General features: G+C 36.1%; 12 protein-coding genes. 8 read left to right on the top strand and 4 right to left on the bottom strand.

Annotated features, from left to right (window positions below; all coding sequences use genetic code 11):
- The first annotated feature begins 110 nt into the window (after positions 1–110).
- Entirely contained in the window at positions 111–2,060 is a 1,950-nt protein-coding gene (locus tag ACFSUL_RS20515; protein WP_377938124.1) for an S-layer homology domain-containing protein, read from the top strand.
- 50 nt (positions 2,061–2,110) lie between these two features.
- Here the strand turns inward: ACFSUL_RS20515 and ACFSUL_RS20510 are convergent, their stop codons facing one another.
- The 4 genes from ACFSUL_RS20510 to csaB form a co-directional block, all read right to left on the bottom strand.
- The gene (locus ACFSUL_RS20510) at positions 2,111–3,733 is read right to left on the bottom strand and encodes a hypothetical protein (RefSeq protein ID WP_377938122.1); all 1,623 of its coding nucleotides are present in this window, start codon (positions 3,731–3,733) and stop codon (positions 2,111–2,113) included.
- Positions 3,734–3,751: 18 nt separating this feature from the next.
- Entirely contained in the window at positions 3,752–5,275 is a 1,524-nt protein-coding gene (gene murJ / locus ACFSUL_RS20505; RefSeq protein WP_377938120.1) for a murein biosynthesis integral membrane protein MurJ, read from the bottom strand.
- Positions 5,276–5,347: 72 nt separating this feature from the next.
- Positions 5,348–6,517, bottom strand: a complete 1,170-nt coding sequence (locus ACFSUL_RS20500) for a glycosyltransferase family 4 protein (protein WP_377938118.1) — start codon at positions 6,515–6,517, stop codon at positions 5,348–5,350.
- A gap of 32 nt (positions 6,518–6,549) precedes the next feature.
- Positions 6,550–7,659 (bottom strand): polysaccharide pyruvyl transferase CsaB, encoded by a 1,110-nt coding sequence (gene csaB, locus ACFSUL_RS20495; RefSeq protein ID WP_377938116.1) that lies wholly within the window; start codon positions 7,657–7,659, stop codon positions 6,550–6,552.
- Between the two features lie 265 nt (positions 7,660–7,924).
- Between csaB and ACFSUL_RS20490 the strand changes: the two genes are divergently transcribed.
- The 7 genes from ACFSUL_RS20490 to ACFSUL_RS20460 all read left to right on the top strand — a co-directional run bounded on the left by ACFSUL_RS20490 (position 7,925) and on the right by ACFSUL_RS20460 (position 18,064).
- On the top strand, positions 7,925–9,202 hold the full coding sequence (locus ACFSUL_RS20490; RefSeq protein ID WP_377938114.1) for a nucleotide sugar dehydrogenase: 1,278 nt from the start codon (positions 7,925–7,927) through the stop codon (positions 9,200–9,202).
- A gap of 28 nt (positions 9,203–9,230) precedes the next feature.
- Positions 9,231–9,944: a WecB/TagA/CpsF family glycosyltransferase gene (locus tag ACFSUL_RS20485; RefSeq protein ID WP_377938111.1), complete on the top strand. Its 714-nt coding sequence runs from the start codon at positions 9,231–9,233 to the stop codon at positions 9,942–9,944.
- A gap of 14 nt (positions 9,945–9,958) precedes the next feature.
- Complete coding sequence (locus tag ACFSUL_RS20480) at positions 9,959–10,996, top strand: GNAT family N-acetyltransferase (RefSeq protein ID WP_377938109.1); 1,038 nt, start codon at positions 9,959–9,961, stop codon at positions 10,994–10,996.
- A gap of 11 nt (positions 10,997–11,007) precedes the next feature.
- Complete coding sequence (locus ACFSUL_RS20475) at positions 11,008–11,907, top strand: PIG-L deacetylase family protein (RefSeq protein ID WP_377938107.1); 900 nt, start codon at positions 11,008–11,010, stop codon at positions 11,905–11,907.
- Between the two features lie 10 nt (positions 11,908–11,917).
- Positions 11,918–13,021 (top strand): glycosyltransferase, encoded by a 1,104-nt coding sequence (locus tag ACFSUL_RS20470; protein ID WP_377938105.1) that lies wholly within the window; start codon positions 11,918–11,920, stop codon positions 13,019–13,021.
- 75 nt (positions 13,022–13,096) lie between these two features.
- Positions 13,097–14,485: an O-antigen ligase family protein gene (locus tag ACFSUL_RS20465; RefSeq protein WP_377938103.1), complete on the top strand. Its 1,389-nt coding sequence runs from the start codon at positions 13,097–13,099 to the stop codon at positions 14,483–14,485.
- A 486-nt stretch (positions 14,486–14,971) separates the two neighbouring features.
- Positions 14,972–18,064, top strand: a complete 3,093-nt coding sequence (locus tag ACFSUL_RS20460; RefSeq protein WP_377938101.1) for an S-layer homology domain-containing protein — start codon at positions 14,972–14,974, stop codon at positions 18,062–18,064.
- Positions 18,065–18,277: the final 213 nt, after the last annotated feature.

Raw genomic sequence — 18,277 nt, 5'->3', positions numbered from 1 at the left:
ATTACGTAATTCCATAAAATACTTATTTTTTTATTACTAGGTTACGTGTAAAATATTTGATAGAATAGTAGGGTATATGTCGAAGAAGTAAAGAAATAGGAGGATTTTGTATGAAGAAGTTCTATGCAGTTATGACACTACTTTTTGCACTAGTAACTGGAACTGTATTTGGTAGCATTGAAGCTCAAGCAGCTTCTGATGACATCACTGGAATTACGTTAGAAAAAGAAATGAGAGAAATGATTGAACTTGATGTACTTCAAGGCTTTTCAGATGGTGTTTATAAACCAAAAGTAAATGTGACTAGAGGGCAATTTGCAACATTTATTTACAGAGCACTAGATTTACCAGTAGGAGATAAAACGTATCCTGATGTAGCACTGGATTCCTCATTAGCAGATGGAATTAGTGGGGCAAGCTCTGCTGGTATTGTAACAGGGTATTCGAACGGTAAATTCGGCCCAAATGATAAAATAACACGTGAGCAAATGGCTGTTATGATTCAACGTGCATTAAAATTTTATAATATTGAGTTACAGCAAGCAGATATGAAATTCACAGACTCAAGTCAATTTAATTCTTCTGAGATAAAGCGAGCAGTAGCAGTCAATGTACATTATAAAATTATTCAAGGTATTCCTAACAAAGATAATACACACCGTTTTGAACCGAAGTCATATGCGAAACGTGACCAAGCTGCGGCAGTTATTTCGAGATTATTAACAGCAGTTGAGGAAAATGTTGACGAAGAAATAAAAACCTATAGCGTATCGAAAATTGAAAATGGGAAGTTAGTTCCTATTAAATCCTATAGCAGTTATAGTGCTGCGGTAAAAGCGTGGGATGGTTCAAACAATCAAGTAGTTACTAATGGGAAAGATGTTGTTAAAATGAACACGGGTATTGCAGTAACAGTAGCGACTCCTGCCGGAAGTAATACTAATATTTACCCATCCGAAGGTTCATCTTCAGCTGAAACCTATGTAGCGTTTGATACTGAACTAAAATATCTGGATTCAACGGAAGATAGGGTGAAAATTCAGATTGGTGATCGCATTGGTTATGTTAAACAAGAAAATGTGAAACTAGAACCTATTAATATGGTGGAGGAACGTTCTTACTATAAAGTGAATAATGGTCTACTGTACCACTATATTTATTCAGATTTAAATGACACATATGGTTCATACAATGTTGGGAAAGCTCCAAGTGAGTTAAAAGAAGGTGCTATCTATTACAGCTGGGATGGAAGTACTTTTATGAATGCAAGTACCGGAAAAGTAGTAGGACCTGTATATCAATATTTTCAGTATTTACCGGCAAGAACGAAGACAAGTTATACGGCAGAGGAAATTGATTCCTTCATTTTGAATAGAATGAAAGAACTAGAAAAAGCCTATCCGAATGATCCTAAATACCAAAATGCAAGCAAGAAAGGTAAACTTATAGGAATTGGATCCTATCTTAAAGAGGTAGAAAAGGAGAAAAAGATAAATGCGCTTCATATTTTATCTTTGGCTTTTCATGAGGGGCAGTATGGCCTATCGCCTCGTGCGCAAACATACAATAACCTTTTTGGTTTAAGAGTATATGATGATGATCCGAAAAATGACTATTTTGAGTCTGTTGAGGAAAATATTGATGAATTCATCGAACTCTTCTGGAACAAAAATTACATTCCGCCAAGTGGTCCTTATGCAAATGGTGCCATGTTTGGTAATAAAGTAGCTGGCTTCAATGTAAGATACGCATCCGATCCTTATTGGGGAGCGAAAGCAGCAGGCCATTATTATCGAATTGATAAGGCAATGGGTTCAAAGGATTTTAATAAATACCAAATTGGACTTACAAATACAGATGGTTTGAATTTTAGAAGTGAGCCTACCGTTTCTTCCTCAACCTTTTTATTTGAATATAGAAACGCGAATAGGGCGATTGTTATTCTAGATGAGCTAGACCGACCGGATAGAACGTGGATTAAAACGATTTCTGATGATATTCGCTACAATGAAGTGTACGTAGCAGGGGAATTCGTAGATAAAATAAACATTGCAAAATAATTATCTTAGTGAAAAAGACAGGCCCAATTAATTTTTAAGGGCCTGTCTTTTTAATGAAAACCTTGAGATTTCAATTCCTGTTGTACGTCAGGTATAAGCTCAATTTTCTTGCTTTGTAAATACTTAAGTTTAGAAGAAAGGAGATTATCTATAAAGGCACTCCTTTTTAGTCCTGCCTTTTCCAATTTTTCCTGATGCTTTAGTAAGTCTAAAAGCGTAAGTTGCTCATAATCATTTCCCGCAAAGGTAAGGTCGGGATTCACTTGGTACCATAAATCCCCGTTGTCTCTAATCCACTTTTGATCAAGGTCTTCTAGGCCAGTTTCAATTTGTACAGCTGCATGTAAATACTTCTCTTCGCCTGATTGAATATAACAATCTAAAAGTAAGTTTGCTCCACCTAGTATATGATTAAGTGATGCATGAGTTTTTTGACCAACATCATAAGGGGAGAAGTAATCAGAAATTAATACTCCATTTTCCGTTTTAATTACATTGCCAATATTTATTTGCTCTAGGAGATAATCTCCGTATGTTAATGGTGCTTTTTGAAGTTGTGGGATATTAAGTTCATCCCCAATTTTCTTTAAGTAAAGGGCAATAAATTCATTGTGTCTCGTGTCAATATAAGGAGCGGTTAGTCCATATGCTTTCTTTAACCAGGTACTAGTATATTCTGTTTCCCAAATTGTTGTATCTTTTTGTTTACGATACTCCATAAGACTTGCAACGGAATTAATAGTAAGATTATGATAATATCTTTCATGGGTTTCTAGGTATCTATCAATAGCTTCCCTGTCCACCATTACCCCGAGATTTCGACCATATCCCTTTTTCGTATACGGTTCAATGGACCATGGAAGTTTTTTCATTGGTCCACTGGGAGTAAGCCAAGTATTGGCCTCTTTGTAAGAATCAAGATGATAGTCAATCCAACTTTGAAGTTCATCATTTGTAGAAAAAAATTTTTCTTTTGAGAGCATCAACCACTGCTCAGAAGTTTCACCTTTATTAGCCTTTAGTGTAAAGTCTAAAGTAGCGGATGAAGTTTGCTGAGCAATCTGGTATTTCTTTTTTTCTGATACGATTTCTCTTAAGTGACTATGGAGACCATTCGAGTAATCTTTTGTCACCGGTAATGAGGTGTATTGTTTTCCCAACACTACTTCATAACGGAGGTTATCATAGTGCCGAAATGAGAAAAGGCCAATAGGTTGAGTTGTTTTGTCTATGCCCGTATTGCCGTCATGCGGATGATTCACTTTCCTTTGATCCCAATCTGTTAAAGAATAACGATTTGTTTGCGGGAGAGTTAGGGAAAAGTCGATGGACTTTGGTTGATCACTTTTATTTTCAATCGAAGTGAAAATAAGTAGATCTTTATTATTTAATTTACGAACCGTCACAGAACCATCTAACAATGTGTTGGAGTTCTTTGTCACAGTAAAGAAAGAGGAAGCATCCTCATAGAGGTTTAGAGAGGAAGACTTCTGCTCATCAACTAACTCAATTTCTCCATCTAACGTAGTAAGTTTTAGTTCTAGTCTTTCGTTTAATGCTACATCTATTGAAGAAGGTTGTTTTTTTGTTTCCCCTTTGTTTATGCACCCAGTTAGGAAAATAGAAATACATAAAACAATTAGGAACTTTCTTTTCGTATGGATCAAGTACATAAAAAGCCATCCTCTTTCTTATTTAGCTTTTTTAGCTTTGGATTTAATCACTTTAAACAATTCGTTAAATGCTTCCCGATAGAAGATAAACAAGCCAATTAGATATAAAACAACTCCTATAGGAATAATAATCGCTAATTGCCATAAAGAGTATAATTTGGAGATAGGTATAAAGGTTTTAAGTAAATAGATTGGTACAACCATTATGAAAGTTGGAATTAAGACCTTTACAATTAATTTTAATAACTTTATTCTCTCTGCCACTGGGAAATCTTTATAAACAAAGATGATTGTCATCGTCAAATAATATAGTGAAACAAATGCACTAGAAAGAGCTAAACCTGGATACCCGAAAGGCTTTACAAGCAACCAATTAAGAAAAATATTTAAAACAATCGTTGTTACACTGATTCTAAATACAATGGCTGTTTTACCTTGGGCATACATAGATTTGGAAACAATATATTGCAGTCCTTGGGTAATGATAATAGGTAAATAAAACATTAAAGCTAAATAAGTGTTATAAGTATCTGCTTCCGTAAACTTACCTCTTTCAAAGACGAAAGATATTGCTTCCTGACCAACAAGGAACAATCCTGCTGCAATAGGCATTAGTGTAACAAGTGAAATTTGCATTCCCATAAATACAGTTTCTTGAAATCTTTTTTTATTATCCACGCGCTCTGACAATAAGGTAAATATAATAGTAGCAATGGTTGTCCCGTAAATTGTATGAGGAATACTAACAAGGAGAGAAGCGTTATTTAAATAGGTAACAGCACCCTGAATAGTATCGGAGGCAAACGCCTTATTGACAAACATATTCACTTGCCCAACTACTGCATTTAACAAAGATGGGATAAGCAGAATGATAAATGCTTTTCGAAATTCCTTGTTTATTTTTAAAGTAGGTCGCCAACGATAGCCCTTTTTGATTAAGTAGTAAAATTGAACACATATCCCAAGGAGCGTTCCAAAAATAAAACCATAGGCAAGACTATGGATTCCCCAGTACTGCGAGAATAAAAGAGCGAAAACTGCCCCCATTAATGTCGACAGTAATTTTGATATCTGTGCTGGGACATAGGTTCTTCTACCTTGTAAATAGGAATCCAGTATTCCGTTTAAGGCGATGGCACTTATAAATAGAAAGAAAAATTGTGTAATAGATACGGCGATTTCCTCTGTTTCAAGCGTCATATTACCAAAAATAAAAGGGACAAAATAAGGTACTAAGAAATACCCAACGGCTGTTATCCCTAAAAACAACAGAACTGTAAAATTTAATATTCCATTCGCACTTTGTTCTGTTTCCTCAGGGTTTTCTTTCATTCGTTGAATATATAAAGGAAGAAATACATTATTAAACCCGCCGGAAATCATGGCAACCACAAGGGTAATGAAGGAGAAGGCAAGTAAATAACCGTCTGTATATTCATTTGCACCAAATTGACGAGCGATGATACTTTCTCGTAAAAATCCTGATAGTTTTAATACGATTGCAAGTAAAGTAATCCATAAGGCTGCTTTTTTTAAAGACATATTTTCACCTTCTATTCAAAAGAAACGTGTAGATAACAGGGAAGATATCTACACGTTCGTTAAGTTTTTAAATTATTTTAGAGCAGATAAATAAATTTGTTCATACTTTTCAGCGGCAGCTACATGGGAATATTCTGCTTCAATTTTTTCTCTTGCATTCATAGCTAGCTGGTTCCCTTTTTCAGGGTTGTCAAGTAGTTCAATCATAGCTTCTGAAAGTTCGCCTACATTACGTTCTTCAACTAGTAAGCCATCCTCGTTATGATGAACGATTTCTTTCAAACCTCCAACGGCACATGCTATAAGTGGGACACCGGACCCCATCGCTTCTAGCGCAGATATAGAGGTTGCTTCTTCTACTCCTGCAGAATGGATACTTGGAACAAGGACCACATTAGATAAAGCAAAAAATTCTTTGATTTGTTGATGTGGAATTGGACCTAACAATTGAATACTATTCTCAAGGTTTTTTTCTGCAATCAATTTTTTCATATCTTCTAAAGCCTCGCCAGATCCTGCATAAATTAACTTTGCATTAGGATACTTTTCGAGCACTTTAGGGAAGGAAAGTATTGGGTAGATGACCCCGTTTTTCTTTGTTAAGCGACGAGGTACAAAAAATACTTTGTCATCCTGATTGACTTGATGTTTGCTTCGATACTCCTGTTTTTTTGTTGTATCTGGTTTAAAGTCATCAATGTTAATGAAGTTTCGGATGGCATTCCCCTCTACCCCAGCTTGCTTCAATACATAATCTTTAATGCGCTGGTCGACAGTAATAACTTTTCTAGTTTTTTGGAAAGCTTCAATTTCTTTTTCTTGTAGGTATTTTGCCTCTGGGCTATTTTCTAGTACAGAACCTGCACTTACTGCTTCAAATGCCATATAACCGTGTACAGTGGAAACTGTCGGGAGACCAGCATCAAGCGAAGCGAAGGTAGCATAAACATCCTGGGCGTTAACGATGTCGTAGTCCTTGTGTTTATTTGCTTCTATTAATCGTTGAAGCATTTTTTTTCGTGCTTTTCTGCTCCATATAATGCCTTTCCCTTTGGCGACTTTATTAAGGATAAAGCTAGGACCACGAGCTTTGAGGGTTTGCGTCGATTTAGGGATGTCACTGATGGATAAGATATCGACTATATGTCCTCTTGCTTCAAGACCAGCTTTTAATGTTGTCACATGTGTAGATAACCCACCAGGATGGGGGTAATCAAATACGGTTGCTAATAAGATTTTCATTTTATCGTCTCCTCATCGTGAGAAAGTGTCGATTACTTTAAGAAGTGTTTCTTTAATAAACGAATATTTTCTAATGCCTCATCTCTCATAGATTCAGCGTTCTTTTCAACAGTAACACTTAGTTCATTTTGGTGCGTTAAGATATATTGAGCATTTTTTATCATCTTTTGTGTATTGATTTCTTCGAGTCTAAACGAATATTCCCACATTCCAGACCGTTTTAGTAAACTCTCTACTTTTCTGTCATAGCTTATCCCTATGTGAGGAATACCAGTTAAAGCGGAAAAGATTAAGGAATGTAGTCTAAGTCCAATCGTCATCTTACATATTGAAATAAAATTTAAGTATTGGTTCGGAGTAAAATCAGGTCCTAACACATAACAAGAATCCCCGTGTTTCATATGCTCTAAAACAAAGTTAGAAGCTTTTACATCATGAGAGCCTTCCATTGGAACGAAAACAGGAGTAATTCCTTCCGTTTCAATTAATGAATCTACTACTTCTGCCAATTGGGAGTAGTGTTCGGTATGGTTAAACCAAGGCCTTACAGAAATAGCTACTAACTTTTCATCCCCATTTAAAGGAAGGCTATTGTAACAAGATGAATCTTCTTTCTTTTGAAAGCCAAACACAATATCGGCAGTTACAATAGACTCAGGTCTGTTAACACCTAGTTTGTGTAGTAGGTCTTTAGAATATTGATCACGGACAGTAATGAAGTCAGCCATATTGGCAAAAACCTTCATTAATATCTTTCCCCATGTAGAATTTACAGGGCCAATCCCTTGGGAAAAGAACATGACTTTTGTTCCGCATAGCTTAGCTAGAAATACAATCAATAAATAGTAAGGGAGAGGTCCGAACAAGAACTTAGTTGGATAGGTATCTTGCAAAAGCCCCCCACCACCGCTGATTAATAAATCAGCTTGCCGGAGTGCTCGAACTTTTTCTTTATTTTCCTTCCGCCATGCTCGATACACACTTTTAACATTGTGGTCAGCGGAAGTTCTCTCTGGAGAAAGAGAAAAAACAGTAATTTCTGGGTTGTCCAGTTCATCTCTTAGGTTATCAATAATGGCTTCTAGGATTGCTTCATCACCAGTGTTTCCTAGTCCGTAAAAGCCAGAAATAACTACTTTCAAAGTAGTACTCCTCCTTAATTCGACTCATTTTTTAATTTTTCGAGTGAAAAGTAGCATAAATAAAGACCTTTATTAAGCATTAAAAGAAGGCATATCACTGTATTTAGCACACTTTTCAAAACTAAATTTCATTCTATCATTACTCCATATGACATTCAATGTAAATAGTGCAACGTGTTTGTGAATTTGCTATACTATGTTAGGATTATGAAAAATAATTTGTCGAAAAATAAATTAGTCTAATAATAAAGCGAGGTCTTTTTTTATGAAAAAGATTTGTGTAGTAGGGTTAGGATATATTGGCCTTCCAACAGCAGCCGTATTTGCAAGAGCAGGATATGACATTGTTGGGGTCGATGTTAATCAACAAGTAGTAGATAAACTAAATAACGGGGAAGTAGTCATTGAAGAGGTAGGTTTACCTGAAGTTGTCAAACAAGTAGTAGCGGACGGCAAACTTATAGCTTCCACGACTCCTGAGGAAGCAGATGTATTTATAATTTCTGTTCCAACACCTATTCACGATAATTGCACAGCCAATGTTGACTATGTAGAAAATGCAACAAGAGCTATTATACCGTATCTAAAAAAAGGGAATATAATCATTGTTGAATCTACAATTCCTCCAAGAACGATAAGTGACGTTGTGGCTCCGATTATTCAAGAAAATGGTTTTGATCCAGAACAGGATGTTCATCTAGCTCATTGTCCAGAGCGTGTACTTCCTGGAAGAATTCTAATAGAGCTTATAGAAAATACTCGTATCGTTGGTGGGCTGACACCAACTGCTACCAAAAAGGCAGCAGACGTTTATAGAGCGATAGTAACTGGAGATATTATGGAGACAGAGGCGGTTACTGCTGAAATGTCTAAACTAATGGAAAATACATTCCGCGATGTCAATATTGCTTTAGCAAACGAACTAGTTAAAATATCAGCAAAGCTAAATGTAGATGCTCACAAAGTGATAGAACTAGCGAATAGGCATCCACGTGTAAATCTTCATCAACCTGGCCCGGGAGTCGGGGGACATTGTTTAGCGGTGGATCCATATTTTATTGTGGAAAAAGCGCAAGAAGAAGCATTGTTAATTAAGCTTTCGAGGGATATCAATAACTCAATGCCAGATTTTGTTGTTAATCAAGTGAATCGTTTAACAATCGAATTATGTGAGCCGAAAATTGCTGTGTTTGGTTTAACTTATAAAGGAAACATAGATGATGTTCGAGAAAGCCCAGCATTGGAGATTGTAGAAAAGTTAAGAAGTAATTCACGGTTTGATATTCGTGTTCATGATCCGCATGTTCGACAAGAACAGGTAAATATGCCACTTTTATCTTTTGAGGATGCTCTTAAAGGTGCTAACCTTATTGTGATTTTAACGGACCACAATGAGTTTAAGGAAATGAATTCGGATGAAGTTACTTCTTTAATGAGTACTCCTGTTGTGTTTGATACGAAGAATTGTGCACAGCTTGATGGAGAAAAGCTTGTACATTATAGAATTGGAGACTTAACTAACTTAAGAGCGATTCAAGAATAGCCTTTGATAGGAAAAAGGAATGTTATCAATGGAAAAGGAACAGTATTTGGGGGTATCGGTATCCCCTCTAACTTATGATGAAATTATTCAAGATGTCGAACAAAGAATAAGGGAAGGTAGGCAATCGACTATCATTGCCGTCAACCCAGAAAAAGTAATAACAGCAAATAGAGACCCATTAGTAAAAGATCTAATTAATCAATCCACCTACCAGATACCGGATGGGGTGGGAATACTGATTGCCTCTAAACTAAAAGGAGGCAATATTCAAGAACGTGTAACAGGTGTCGATATGATGGAGCGACTACTTCAGTTCGCTGCACAAGAGAATCACAGTGTTTTTCTATACGGCGCCAAAGAAGGAGTAGTTTCAGAGGCAAAGAAAAAGATAGAAGAACGTTTTCACGGAATTCACATAGCAGGGTATGAAAATGGGTATGTTAGCGATCATGAAGCATTAATTGAAAAAATTAATGCTTCGGGTGCAACATTATTATTTGTTGCGTTAGGAAGTCCACGTCAAGAACTTTGGATTCAAGAGCATATGCCACATTTAAATGTAAAAGTGTTTCAAGGTGTTGGTGGGAGCCTAGATGTATTCTCAGGGAATGTAAAAAGAGCTCCATCATTATTTCGGAAGCTTGGGTTGGAGTGGCTCTACAGGCTATTAAAAGAGCCTAAACGATTTAAGCGTCAACTTGCATTACCAAGTTTTCTTTTTAAAGTAATAGTCAAAAGATAAAAAGAGGGAAATCAATGATTAGACCGTATCAAAAAGATGACGAAGTCGAAATTAATAATTTGTTTACAGAGGTTTTTCACAAACAACGCTCTATCCCACATTGGGAATGGAAATATAAAGGTAATGTTTTAAATAAAACGATTGTGACGGTTGCAGAAGAAAACAAAGAAATAGCCGGACATGTTGCTCTCGTTCCCTTTAAAGGAAAATGGTTCCATGAAAATATTTACCTTGGTGCTCGTACAGATACGATGGTATCCCCTAAGCATAGAGGGAAGGGCATTTATAAGGATTTAAACGTAGAAATGATCCAACAGGCATCTGAACAGGGACTCGACTATCTTTTTGGCTATCCAGCCCCTAAAGCGAAAGAGTTATTTTTGAAATATACTGGTGCCCAAGAAATTGGCTTTGTACCGAGATTAATGAAAATAAATAAGGTGTCTAACTTATTAGAGAGCCGTTTTTCTGCCCTAAAGCTAGCTAAGCCGCTGTTAAAATGGGCAGATGTTTTTTTTCGTTCGAAAAATACCTCGCTCCCAACAGGATATCGGATAGAGAGTAAGACAGCTGCGGATTCCTCCTTTGATGAGCTATGGGAGAGGGGGAAACAACTTTCCAACATTTCCCTAGTGAGGGATGCGGATTTTATTAATTGGCGTTTTACGAATCATCCAGATTGGGACTATTCTATACTAGCTCTTTATAAAGAGGAGAAACTTATTGGATATATTGTAACAAGAACAGAAGAAAAGCAGTACGGAACAGGGAAGGTATTGAATGGGTATATTGTTGATGTATTTGCCGATGGAGAAAAAGAAGTTTGGGACCTTTTAATAAGTGCAGGGATTCAAAATTTACATGAAGCGGATGTAATCCAAACATGGGCTTTAGATCATACGTTATTGTTCAAATGTTTGACTAGCACGTTTTCTTTTAAGCACAAAGATTCTCCTATGCCACTTGTTGGGAAAAAAATAACAGAATCTCTTTCGGATGGGATAAGTCTCTCAGACTGGTACATAACTCCAGCCGATGTTGATTCTTTTTAGGAGTGAAGCGTATGTGTGCAAACTTAAAAAAGACCATCCTCAACACGATAAAACCAATTATTATGCCTTGGAACAGAATGACGCTAAAGTCTTTCTACAAAGAAGATAAACAATTGACTGAAATGAATGCTTCAGGAGCAAAAGTGCTTTTTTTAGCACCTCATGTAGATGATGAGACGATTGGTGCAGGAGGGACAATTCTTCGTCATGTTGAGCAAGGAGATGATGTGACGGTTGTGTATATGACGGATGGAGCCAAAAGTGTAACGAAAATGGATAGAGATGTTCTTGTTAAAGCACGAAAGGCAGAGGCACAGAAAGTAAAAGAAATACTTGGTTTTCGTGACATGCTTTTTCTTGATTTACCAGATGGTGAAGTGGAAAGTACTCCAGATATTCAAAACAGGCTGCTTGAATTATTAGAAAACATAAAGCCCGAGTATATATACTGCCCTACCTTTGTGGATTGTCATTCCGACCATATTGCAACAGCGGAAATTGTGGCGGATACACTAGTAAACTATAATCAGGATTGTATGGTCCGTCTATATGAAATCAATTGCCCTATCCCGCCTGAAGAGATAAATGTCATCGTTGATATTTCACAACAAATAGTGAAAAAAAATCTAGCAATTGGTGTATTCACGTCACAAGCGATTGACTTTGATGGATTTCAAGAACTGAGCTACATTAAACAGGCACTGTTAAATGAAAGTAACTCTAAGGCAGTAGAAACCTTTTTGGAAATTCCAAGTCAGCAATATATAGTAGAAGCGAAAAGTGTTATTGATAAGCGTAGGAACTATAATAAACATTTTAAACAAGTAAACAAGGCTGTAACCCTTGGAGTAAGAGTGAAAAAGAATGCGGTGCAAAAGCAGAAATTTTATCAAGAAAGAAAAATGGGATAGGAGGAAAGGTATGAAAGTTCTTCATCTTATAAGTGGAGGAGAGACAGGTGGTTCACGCAAGCATGTGATTACACTGCTTTCCAAGTTCCCAAAAGATCAAGTTGTGCTTGCTGTTTTTCAAGAGGGTGCATTAGCAGAAGAAGCAAGGAAAGCCGGTATACGCGTCGAATTGTTTTTACAGTCCTCTCGTTATGACTTAAGTATCTTGAAAAGGCTTGTCGCTTTTATCAAGTCAGAGAAATTTGACATCATTCATACACATGGACCGAGAGCTAATCTATTTGGAATTTATCTTCATAAAAAAACAAAGGTTAAATGGCTAACAACAGTTCATAGCGACCCTTCGCTTGATTTTATAAAATCTGGAGTAAAAGGAAGGGTCTTCACTAATTTACATCTCTATGCTGTAAAAAAGATGGACTATTACTTCGCAGTTTCAGAGCGTTTTAAAGAGAATCTAATCAAACTAGGAATTGAAAGAGATAAAGTACAAACAGTTTACAATGGAATTGATTTTACAGAAGAAAAAGCAGAACCTCTTTCATTAGGAGATATGGGTGTTAACGACACCGACTTTGTCATGACTATGGTCGCTAGACTCCATCCTATTAAAGGCCATGATATTGTTTTTAATGCTCTGAAAAATATAAACAACCCTTCTGTTAAACTGCTTCTAGTCGGAGATGGACCTATACAAAAGGAACTGGAAAAAATGGTTCAGGATCTTAACCTTCGTAATCAAGTTTATTTTTTAGGGTTCCGACACGATGTAGATCAGCTTTATGCTTCCTCCCATTTAGGTTTATTAGCTTCTCATAGTGAAAGCTTTCCCCTTGCGCTTTTGGAGGCGGCCAATCAGCGGGTACCAATTCTTACAACAGATGTAGGGGGAGTTGGCGAGCTTGTTAGCCCAAAAGAGACTGGTTGGATTGTTCCAGTAAAGGATACTAAAGCTTATGAAATGGCAATTAGAGATGCATTAGCTTGCTATCAAGACAATCAATTAAGTGGGATGGGGGAGAAGCTTTATGATTACGCCTCTACCACCTTTTCTTTAGAAAATCTGTATAAAACGACAAAACAGGTATATTTTGACTTAATAGATAAAAATTAAGATTGATTAAGGGAGTAATTTCTTGTAAGCTAAACGAGGAAATTAGCTTTATGAACGTTAAAGGAGAATTAAAATATGCATCAAAAATCTTTAACATATTATGTTGTATTATTAATGGCTTTCTTTATGCCTTTGTTGTATTTTAAGACCTATCTTGGTCCAATTCCAATTTCTGCTGAGGTAATATTTATACCGCTACTAACGCTCTTAGCAGCATATGAATATTGGAAAGGGAAAATTGAGCTGAATGATTTTAAAATTTGGCCACTTTTACTTGCTTTCGGGGTTTATTTTCTAATTGCTGCTATCTCCTTAACACAAGCAGTTAGTGTTACTCCTGGGATTATGGAAATTGCCCGCTATTTATCCTATGTTGTTATGTTTGTTATTGTCTCAAAAGTTAATTTTACGAAAGCGCAATATAAATCATTCGGGATTGCTTTCCTAGCATCTATCATGATTGTCGGCTTATTTGGGGCACTTCAGTATGTATTTAACTTTTCATTGAATAAAGCAGGACTATACGCTTTAGACGAAGCAATAGGAAGGGTGGATTCTACACTTATTAATCCTAACTACTATTCAGCGTTTTTAAACTTTGTGATTCCTGCTGTTCTTTTGTTCTCTGTTCTTTATTTCAAAGACAAGAAGTATCAACTGCTAATGTTTGCTTTATATGGAGTATTTATCGTTAACTTAATTCTTACCTATACTAGGGCTGCATGGCTGACAATGGCTTGTGCACTTATTTTAACGATTATTATCATTCCAAAACAATTTATAAAAAATGTAATTAAACCACATATTCTTATCGCTTTTCTTGTTCTGTTTACAGGTGTTTACTTTATGCCGGATGTTCAAGAGAGAACAAGCTCCGCTCTTTATGCATTAGAAAGACTACTTCCTTCAGGCTCTGATCACGAAAAGCCTCCTTCGGACGATGGTGATGATTCGGTAGAAGATGGAAGTGAAGAAGACGATGAGAACAATGAAGATAAAGAGAAAGAAGATGAAACAACAAATAGAGCGGTTGTTTCCCGTACTACTCTGTGGAAAACTGGATTTTATATGATGAAGGACAATCCTATCTTAGGGATTGGAAGTGGAAACTATCGTGAACGATATTATGAGTATGTCACGAAATATCCTGAATTATATATCGGACATGATGACAGTTATTCCGTTCATAACTCTTATTTGAAAGTAGGAGCGGAAAATGGAGTAACAGGATTAATTGCGTTCTTGGCTATATATATAGTCTATTTGTTAAAGATTGCGAAGCTACACTTTAAACAAACAACTACATTAGGTAAAACCTTATCCGTTGGGTTGTTCGTCGGAAGTGTTTGTTATTTGGTGCAAAACCTATCCAACAACCTTATTTTTATCCCACAACTAAATGTTATCTTTTGGCTTGTAGGTGGGGTAGTATTGTCCTATCTGTATAAACTATCAAAAAAATAATGAATGTGAAAAATGGACTTTCTCCTTAGAGAAAGTCCATTTTTTTAATTTTGTAAGCATACTTTTTTGTAAGCATACTTTTGTTTGGTAATAAAATAATGTTTTACAGTGAGATAACAATTATGACAATAAAACGGAGGTATTGAGCGCTTTAACGTAATGAATTGTAATTGGAATGTAATTATTATTATAAACTTGGAAAATAAATAGGGAAAATTGTAAAAAGGAGTTGAAATATCCAATTAATTTGATAGAATAGAAAACGAGTTTAATAATTCTATTTCTACCGGGCATTGGATTTATTACCATATTAATCTACATATTATTAATATTACCAAAGAATATTTTGGAATATTAATAGGTATGAATGCATAGTCTCTAAATTGTGGGAAATAGAGTGTTAGCTTCTAATGTTAATCGATCGATAGAAACATCGATTAAAGATAAAACATAATAAATTATACAAAACTAGGGAGGAACTTTAAAATGGCTTATCAACCAAAGTCTTATCGTAAGTTTGTTGCAACTGCAGCAACTGCAACATTAGTAGCATCTGCTGTAGCACCAGCTGCTTCAGCGGCAGGTTTATCTGATATTGATAATCACCGCCACGAAGATGCAATTAAAAATCTAGTAGAAAAAGAAATTATTTCTGGTTACCCAGATGGTACATTCCGTCCGGATACAACAATTACACGTGCTGAAGGTGCTATCATGATCGCGCGTGCATTAGGTATCCTTGGAGAAGGTGAAACACCAGAAACAGACTTCTCTGACGTTCATGAAATGACTCAAGCTTATGAAGCTATTGTTAAACTTGAAGAGAAAGGTATTATTTCTGGTTATCCAGATGGTACATACCGTCCAGATGAGTCAATTACGCGTGAAGCAATTGCGAAATACTTAGTACTTGCATTCCAAGACAGATTTGAAGATGCTGATGGTGATGGAACAAAATTCACAGACGTTTCTGGTGACTCTGCACTAGGTAAATACGTTGAGCAACTACTTAACGCTGGCGTTACTGAAGGTGTAAACGAAACTCAATTCGGTTCTAAACAAGAAATGAAACGCGGTGACTTCGCTGCATTCACTCATAGAACTCTTGAATTAGAAGAGAAAGTTGTTGTACCTGAGGTTGTTGGAGTAAGTGCGATTGCCGATAATCAAGTTGAATTAACTTTCAGCACAGAAGTTTCTGAAGATACTACTGAAGACAACTTTTCAGTATCAGATAGAACTGTAACTGGTGTTGAAGTTAACGGTAAGACTGTTGTTCTAACTTTGAACAGTGCATTAGCTGATGGTACTGAGTACGAAGTTACTGCAGCTGATGTCTACAATGCAAATAACACTGAAAAATTAGATTCTTATACTGGAACAGTTACTTATCAAGTTGCTGATGTTGAAGATGTTACTATTAACAAAACTGACTTCAGAGCTAACGTTGGTACTAAAATCACAAATTATGTAACAGTTAAAGATTCTGACGGTAAAGTAGTTTCTATTGAGGACTACCAAGTAACAGCTGTTGAGTCTAAAAATACTACAATTGTTGAAGAAACAAATGGTGAAGTACTAAACCCAGGTACAACAGAAGTACGTGTTAAAGTGGAATACAAAAACGGAGAAACAATTTGGTCTGATTGGACTGAAGTTTCTGTCGAAGGTGTAACTGTATCTGATGATGCAACTTACGGATTCGTTGATTCTGTAGGAGATATTCCAGAAAATGAGGTTGAGTTTGCAGCTAATGCTAAAGATTACCTATATAGCGATGGTGATAGTGAAACATTAGTTTTATTCAAAAACTATGCAAACGGAGATTCAATGGGTCGTCATGTTGATTTAGGTTCTGATAGCTTAGATAATGTTACTATTACTAACAACACAACTACTTTAATCGACGTAACACAGGATGCTGAAGGATCATTAACTGTATCATCTTTACAAAATGGTAAAACTGGAACAGCGAGTATTACTGTTAAAGGTGAAATTGAAGGTCAATCATTTACTAATGAATTAACTTTTGAAGTAAAAGCTTCTCCAGCTGCAACTTCTATTTCATCACTTGATAAGGTTACTCTTTTACCAAATAAACTTGCTGGTACTACTGATACGAACCTTGCTGATAAAGCTGCAATTCAAGGTGCATTAGATGATGGAACATTTGAAGAAGGTGTAGATCAATATACACTTCCTTTATTTACTCATGGATTGGTTGAAGGGGTAATCCTTGATCAATATGATGAAGATTATGCTCTAGTTCAATATACTGGTGCAGCTATAAACACACCTAATAGCAGCAATGGTCAGGCTCAATGGACTCTTACAACACAAGATCATGGAAATGATGATAAAGCTGGTAAATTTGTAGTTTCTATTCCAGAAAGTTCATATGATAAAATAATAGCAGACGGTGGAGACATCCGTATTAATGGTTCTGGTGATTTAGTTGTTCAAGCTCCAAGTGAAATTGCTGTACCTCAATTTGATGTTACAGTAACTTACTTTGCTGATGCTGACTCAACTGAGAAAACTTATGAAACTACTCTTCCAGTTGAAATCGTAGAAACTGATGGTGAAGTGGCATCATTTGAAATTGAAGCAGATGAGGATATTCTTGATGCTTCTGATCTAGATCAAGACCAAGTAACATTTACTGCTTCAGCTGTAGATGAAGATGGTAATGTATTAACTTACAACGCTAATAAGTTACTTCTTGCTAACGTTGATGGGGCTGAAACATTGACTGATTCAGAGGATAAATATACCGATTTCGATAGTCTTTCTAATACAGCAGGAGCTGATGGTGAAACTGGTGTAACTGCTGGATTTGATACAGGTGCTAATCCAGACTTATACTATGCCGGTGATGAGTCTACAAAAATTAAGGTTGCTGTAGGTGATTCTACTTCTACTGTGTATGCTACTGAAATCTTTACTATTAACCTAACTAATAGTAATCCAGTTCCTACTAGTGTAGAGTTACCAACAGAAGTAACAGTAGACTTGAGTGATGCTACTGCTGCAAAAGGTTCAGCACCAGCGTTACTTGACCTACTAAATGGTAGCATTGCAGAAAGTGAACTAGTTGTTGATAAGTTTGATAATGACTTATCAGATGACACAGAAGATGGATCTAACTTTGCTATAGCACCAAAAGCAGATCTTGATGGATATGTTGATGGACTTGAGCCAATGCTTAAAGTTTATGACAAAGACGGAAATGCAGTACCGTTTGGTGCAAATGCATACGGTATTGATAATTTTGCTAGCGATGCTGATGCATTAACATATGATTTTGATTATGCTACAGCTCCTAATAAATTAGAATTCTTGGCTAATGATGTTACTATTGCAAACGCTGATGAAGGAATTCTAATTGGTAGTACAGATGCAACACAAAAATCTACATTAGCACTTGCTGACTTCAATGCTCAGATTACACTTGCTTCTGGTGTTGAAAAAGCATCACTTACATTTATTGTTGGTGAGTATGGTCTTAAGAATGGTTCAGCAATTGAAAATGATTTAATTGATGGTAAACATACTGTACGCGTAACTTTTGTAAAATAATAGTTTAGGAATATCGCCTTACTGTTATTATGAAGCTCTGTGGAGAGTAAAATCTCTGCAGGGCTTTTCTTTTTTGGCTCTATAATATTTGTTGGGGTTAACACACAATAGAAGGCAAAATAAAACACGCAACCTTCCCATTCTTTTATGGCTCTATAATATTTGTTGGGGTTAACACACAATAGAAGGCAAAATAAAACACGCAACCTTCCC

It is taken from the genome of Bacillus seohaeanensis (genome assembly GCF_042684945.1).
GTDB lineage: Bacteria > Bacillota > Bacilli > Bacillales > Bacillaceae_B > Rossellomorea > Rossellomorea seohaeanensis.
The sequence above is the reverse complement of the archived record's forward strand: the minus strand, read 5'-3'. Positions and strand labels throughout refer to the sequence as shown.

Coding starts and splice junctions, on each gene's coding strand:
- ACFSUL_RS20515 (WP_377938124.1), top strand. CDS start 111: ATGAAGAAGTTCTATGCAGTTATGACACTACTTTTTGCACTAGTAACT.
- ACFSUL_RS20510 (WP_377938122.1), bottom strand. CDS start 3,733: ATGTACTTGATCCATACGAAAAGAAAGTTCCTAATTGTTTTATGTATT.
- murJ (WP_377938120.1), bottom strand. CDS start 5,275: ATGTCTTTAAAAAAAGCAGCCTTATGGATTACTTTACTTGCAATCGTA.
- ACFSUL_RS20500 (WP_377938118.1), bottom strand. CDS start 6,517: ATGAAAATCTTATTAGCAACCGTATTTGATTACCCCCATCCTGGTGGG.
- ACFSUL_RS20490 (WP_377938114.1), top strand. CDS start 7,925: ATGAAAAAGATTTGTGTAGTAGGGTTAGGATATATTGGCCTTCCAACA.
- ACFSUL_RS20485 (WP_377938111.1), top strand. CDS start 9,231: ATGGAAAAGGAACAGTATTTGGGGGTATCGGTATCCCCTCTAACTTAT.
- ACFSUL_RS20480 (WP_377938109.1), top strand. CDS start 9,959: ATGATTAGACCGTATCAAAAAGATGACGAAGTCGAAATTAATAATTTG.
- ACFSUL_RS20475 (WP_377938107.1), top strand. CDS start 11,008: ATGTGTGCAAACTTAAAAAAGACCATCCTCAACACGATAAAACCAATT.
- ACFSUL_RS20470 (WP_377938105.1), top strand. CDS start 11,918: ATGAAAGTTCTTCATCTTATAAGTGGAGGAGAGACAGGTGGTTCACGC.
- ACFSUL_RS20465 (WP_377938103.1), top strand. CDS start 13,097: ATGCATCAAAAATCTTTAACATATTATGTTGTATTATTAATGGCTTTC.
- ACFSUL_RS20460 (WP_377938101.1), top strand. CDS start 14,972: ATGGCTTATCAACCAAAGTCTTATCGTAAGTTTGTTGCAACTGCAGCA.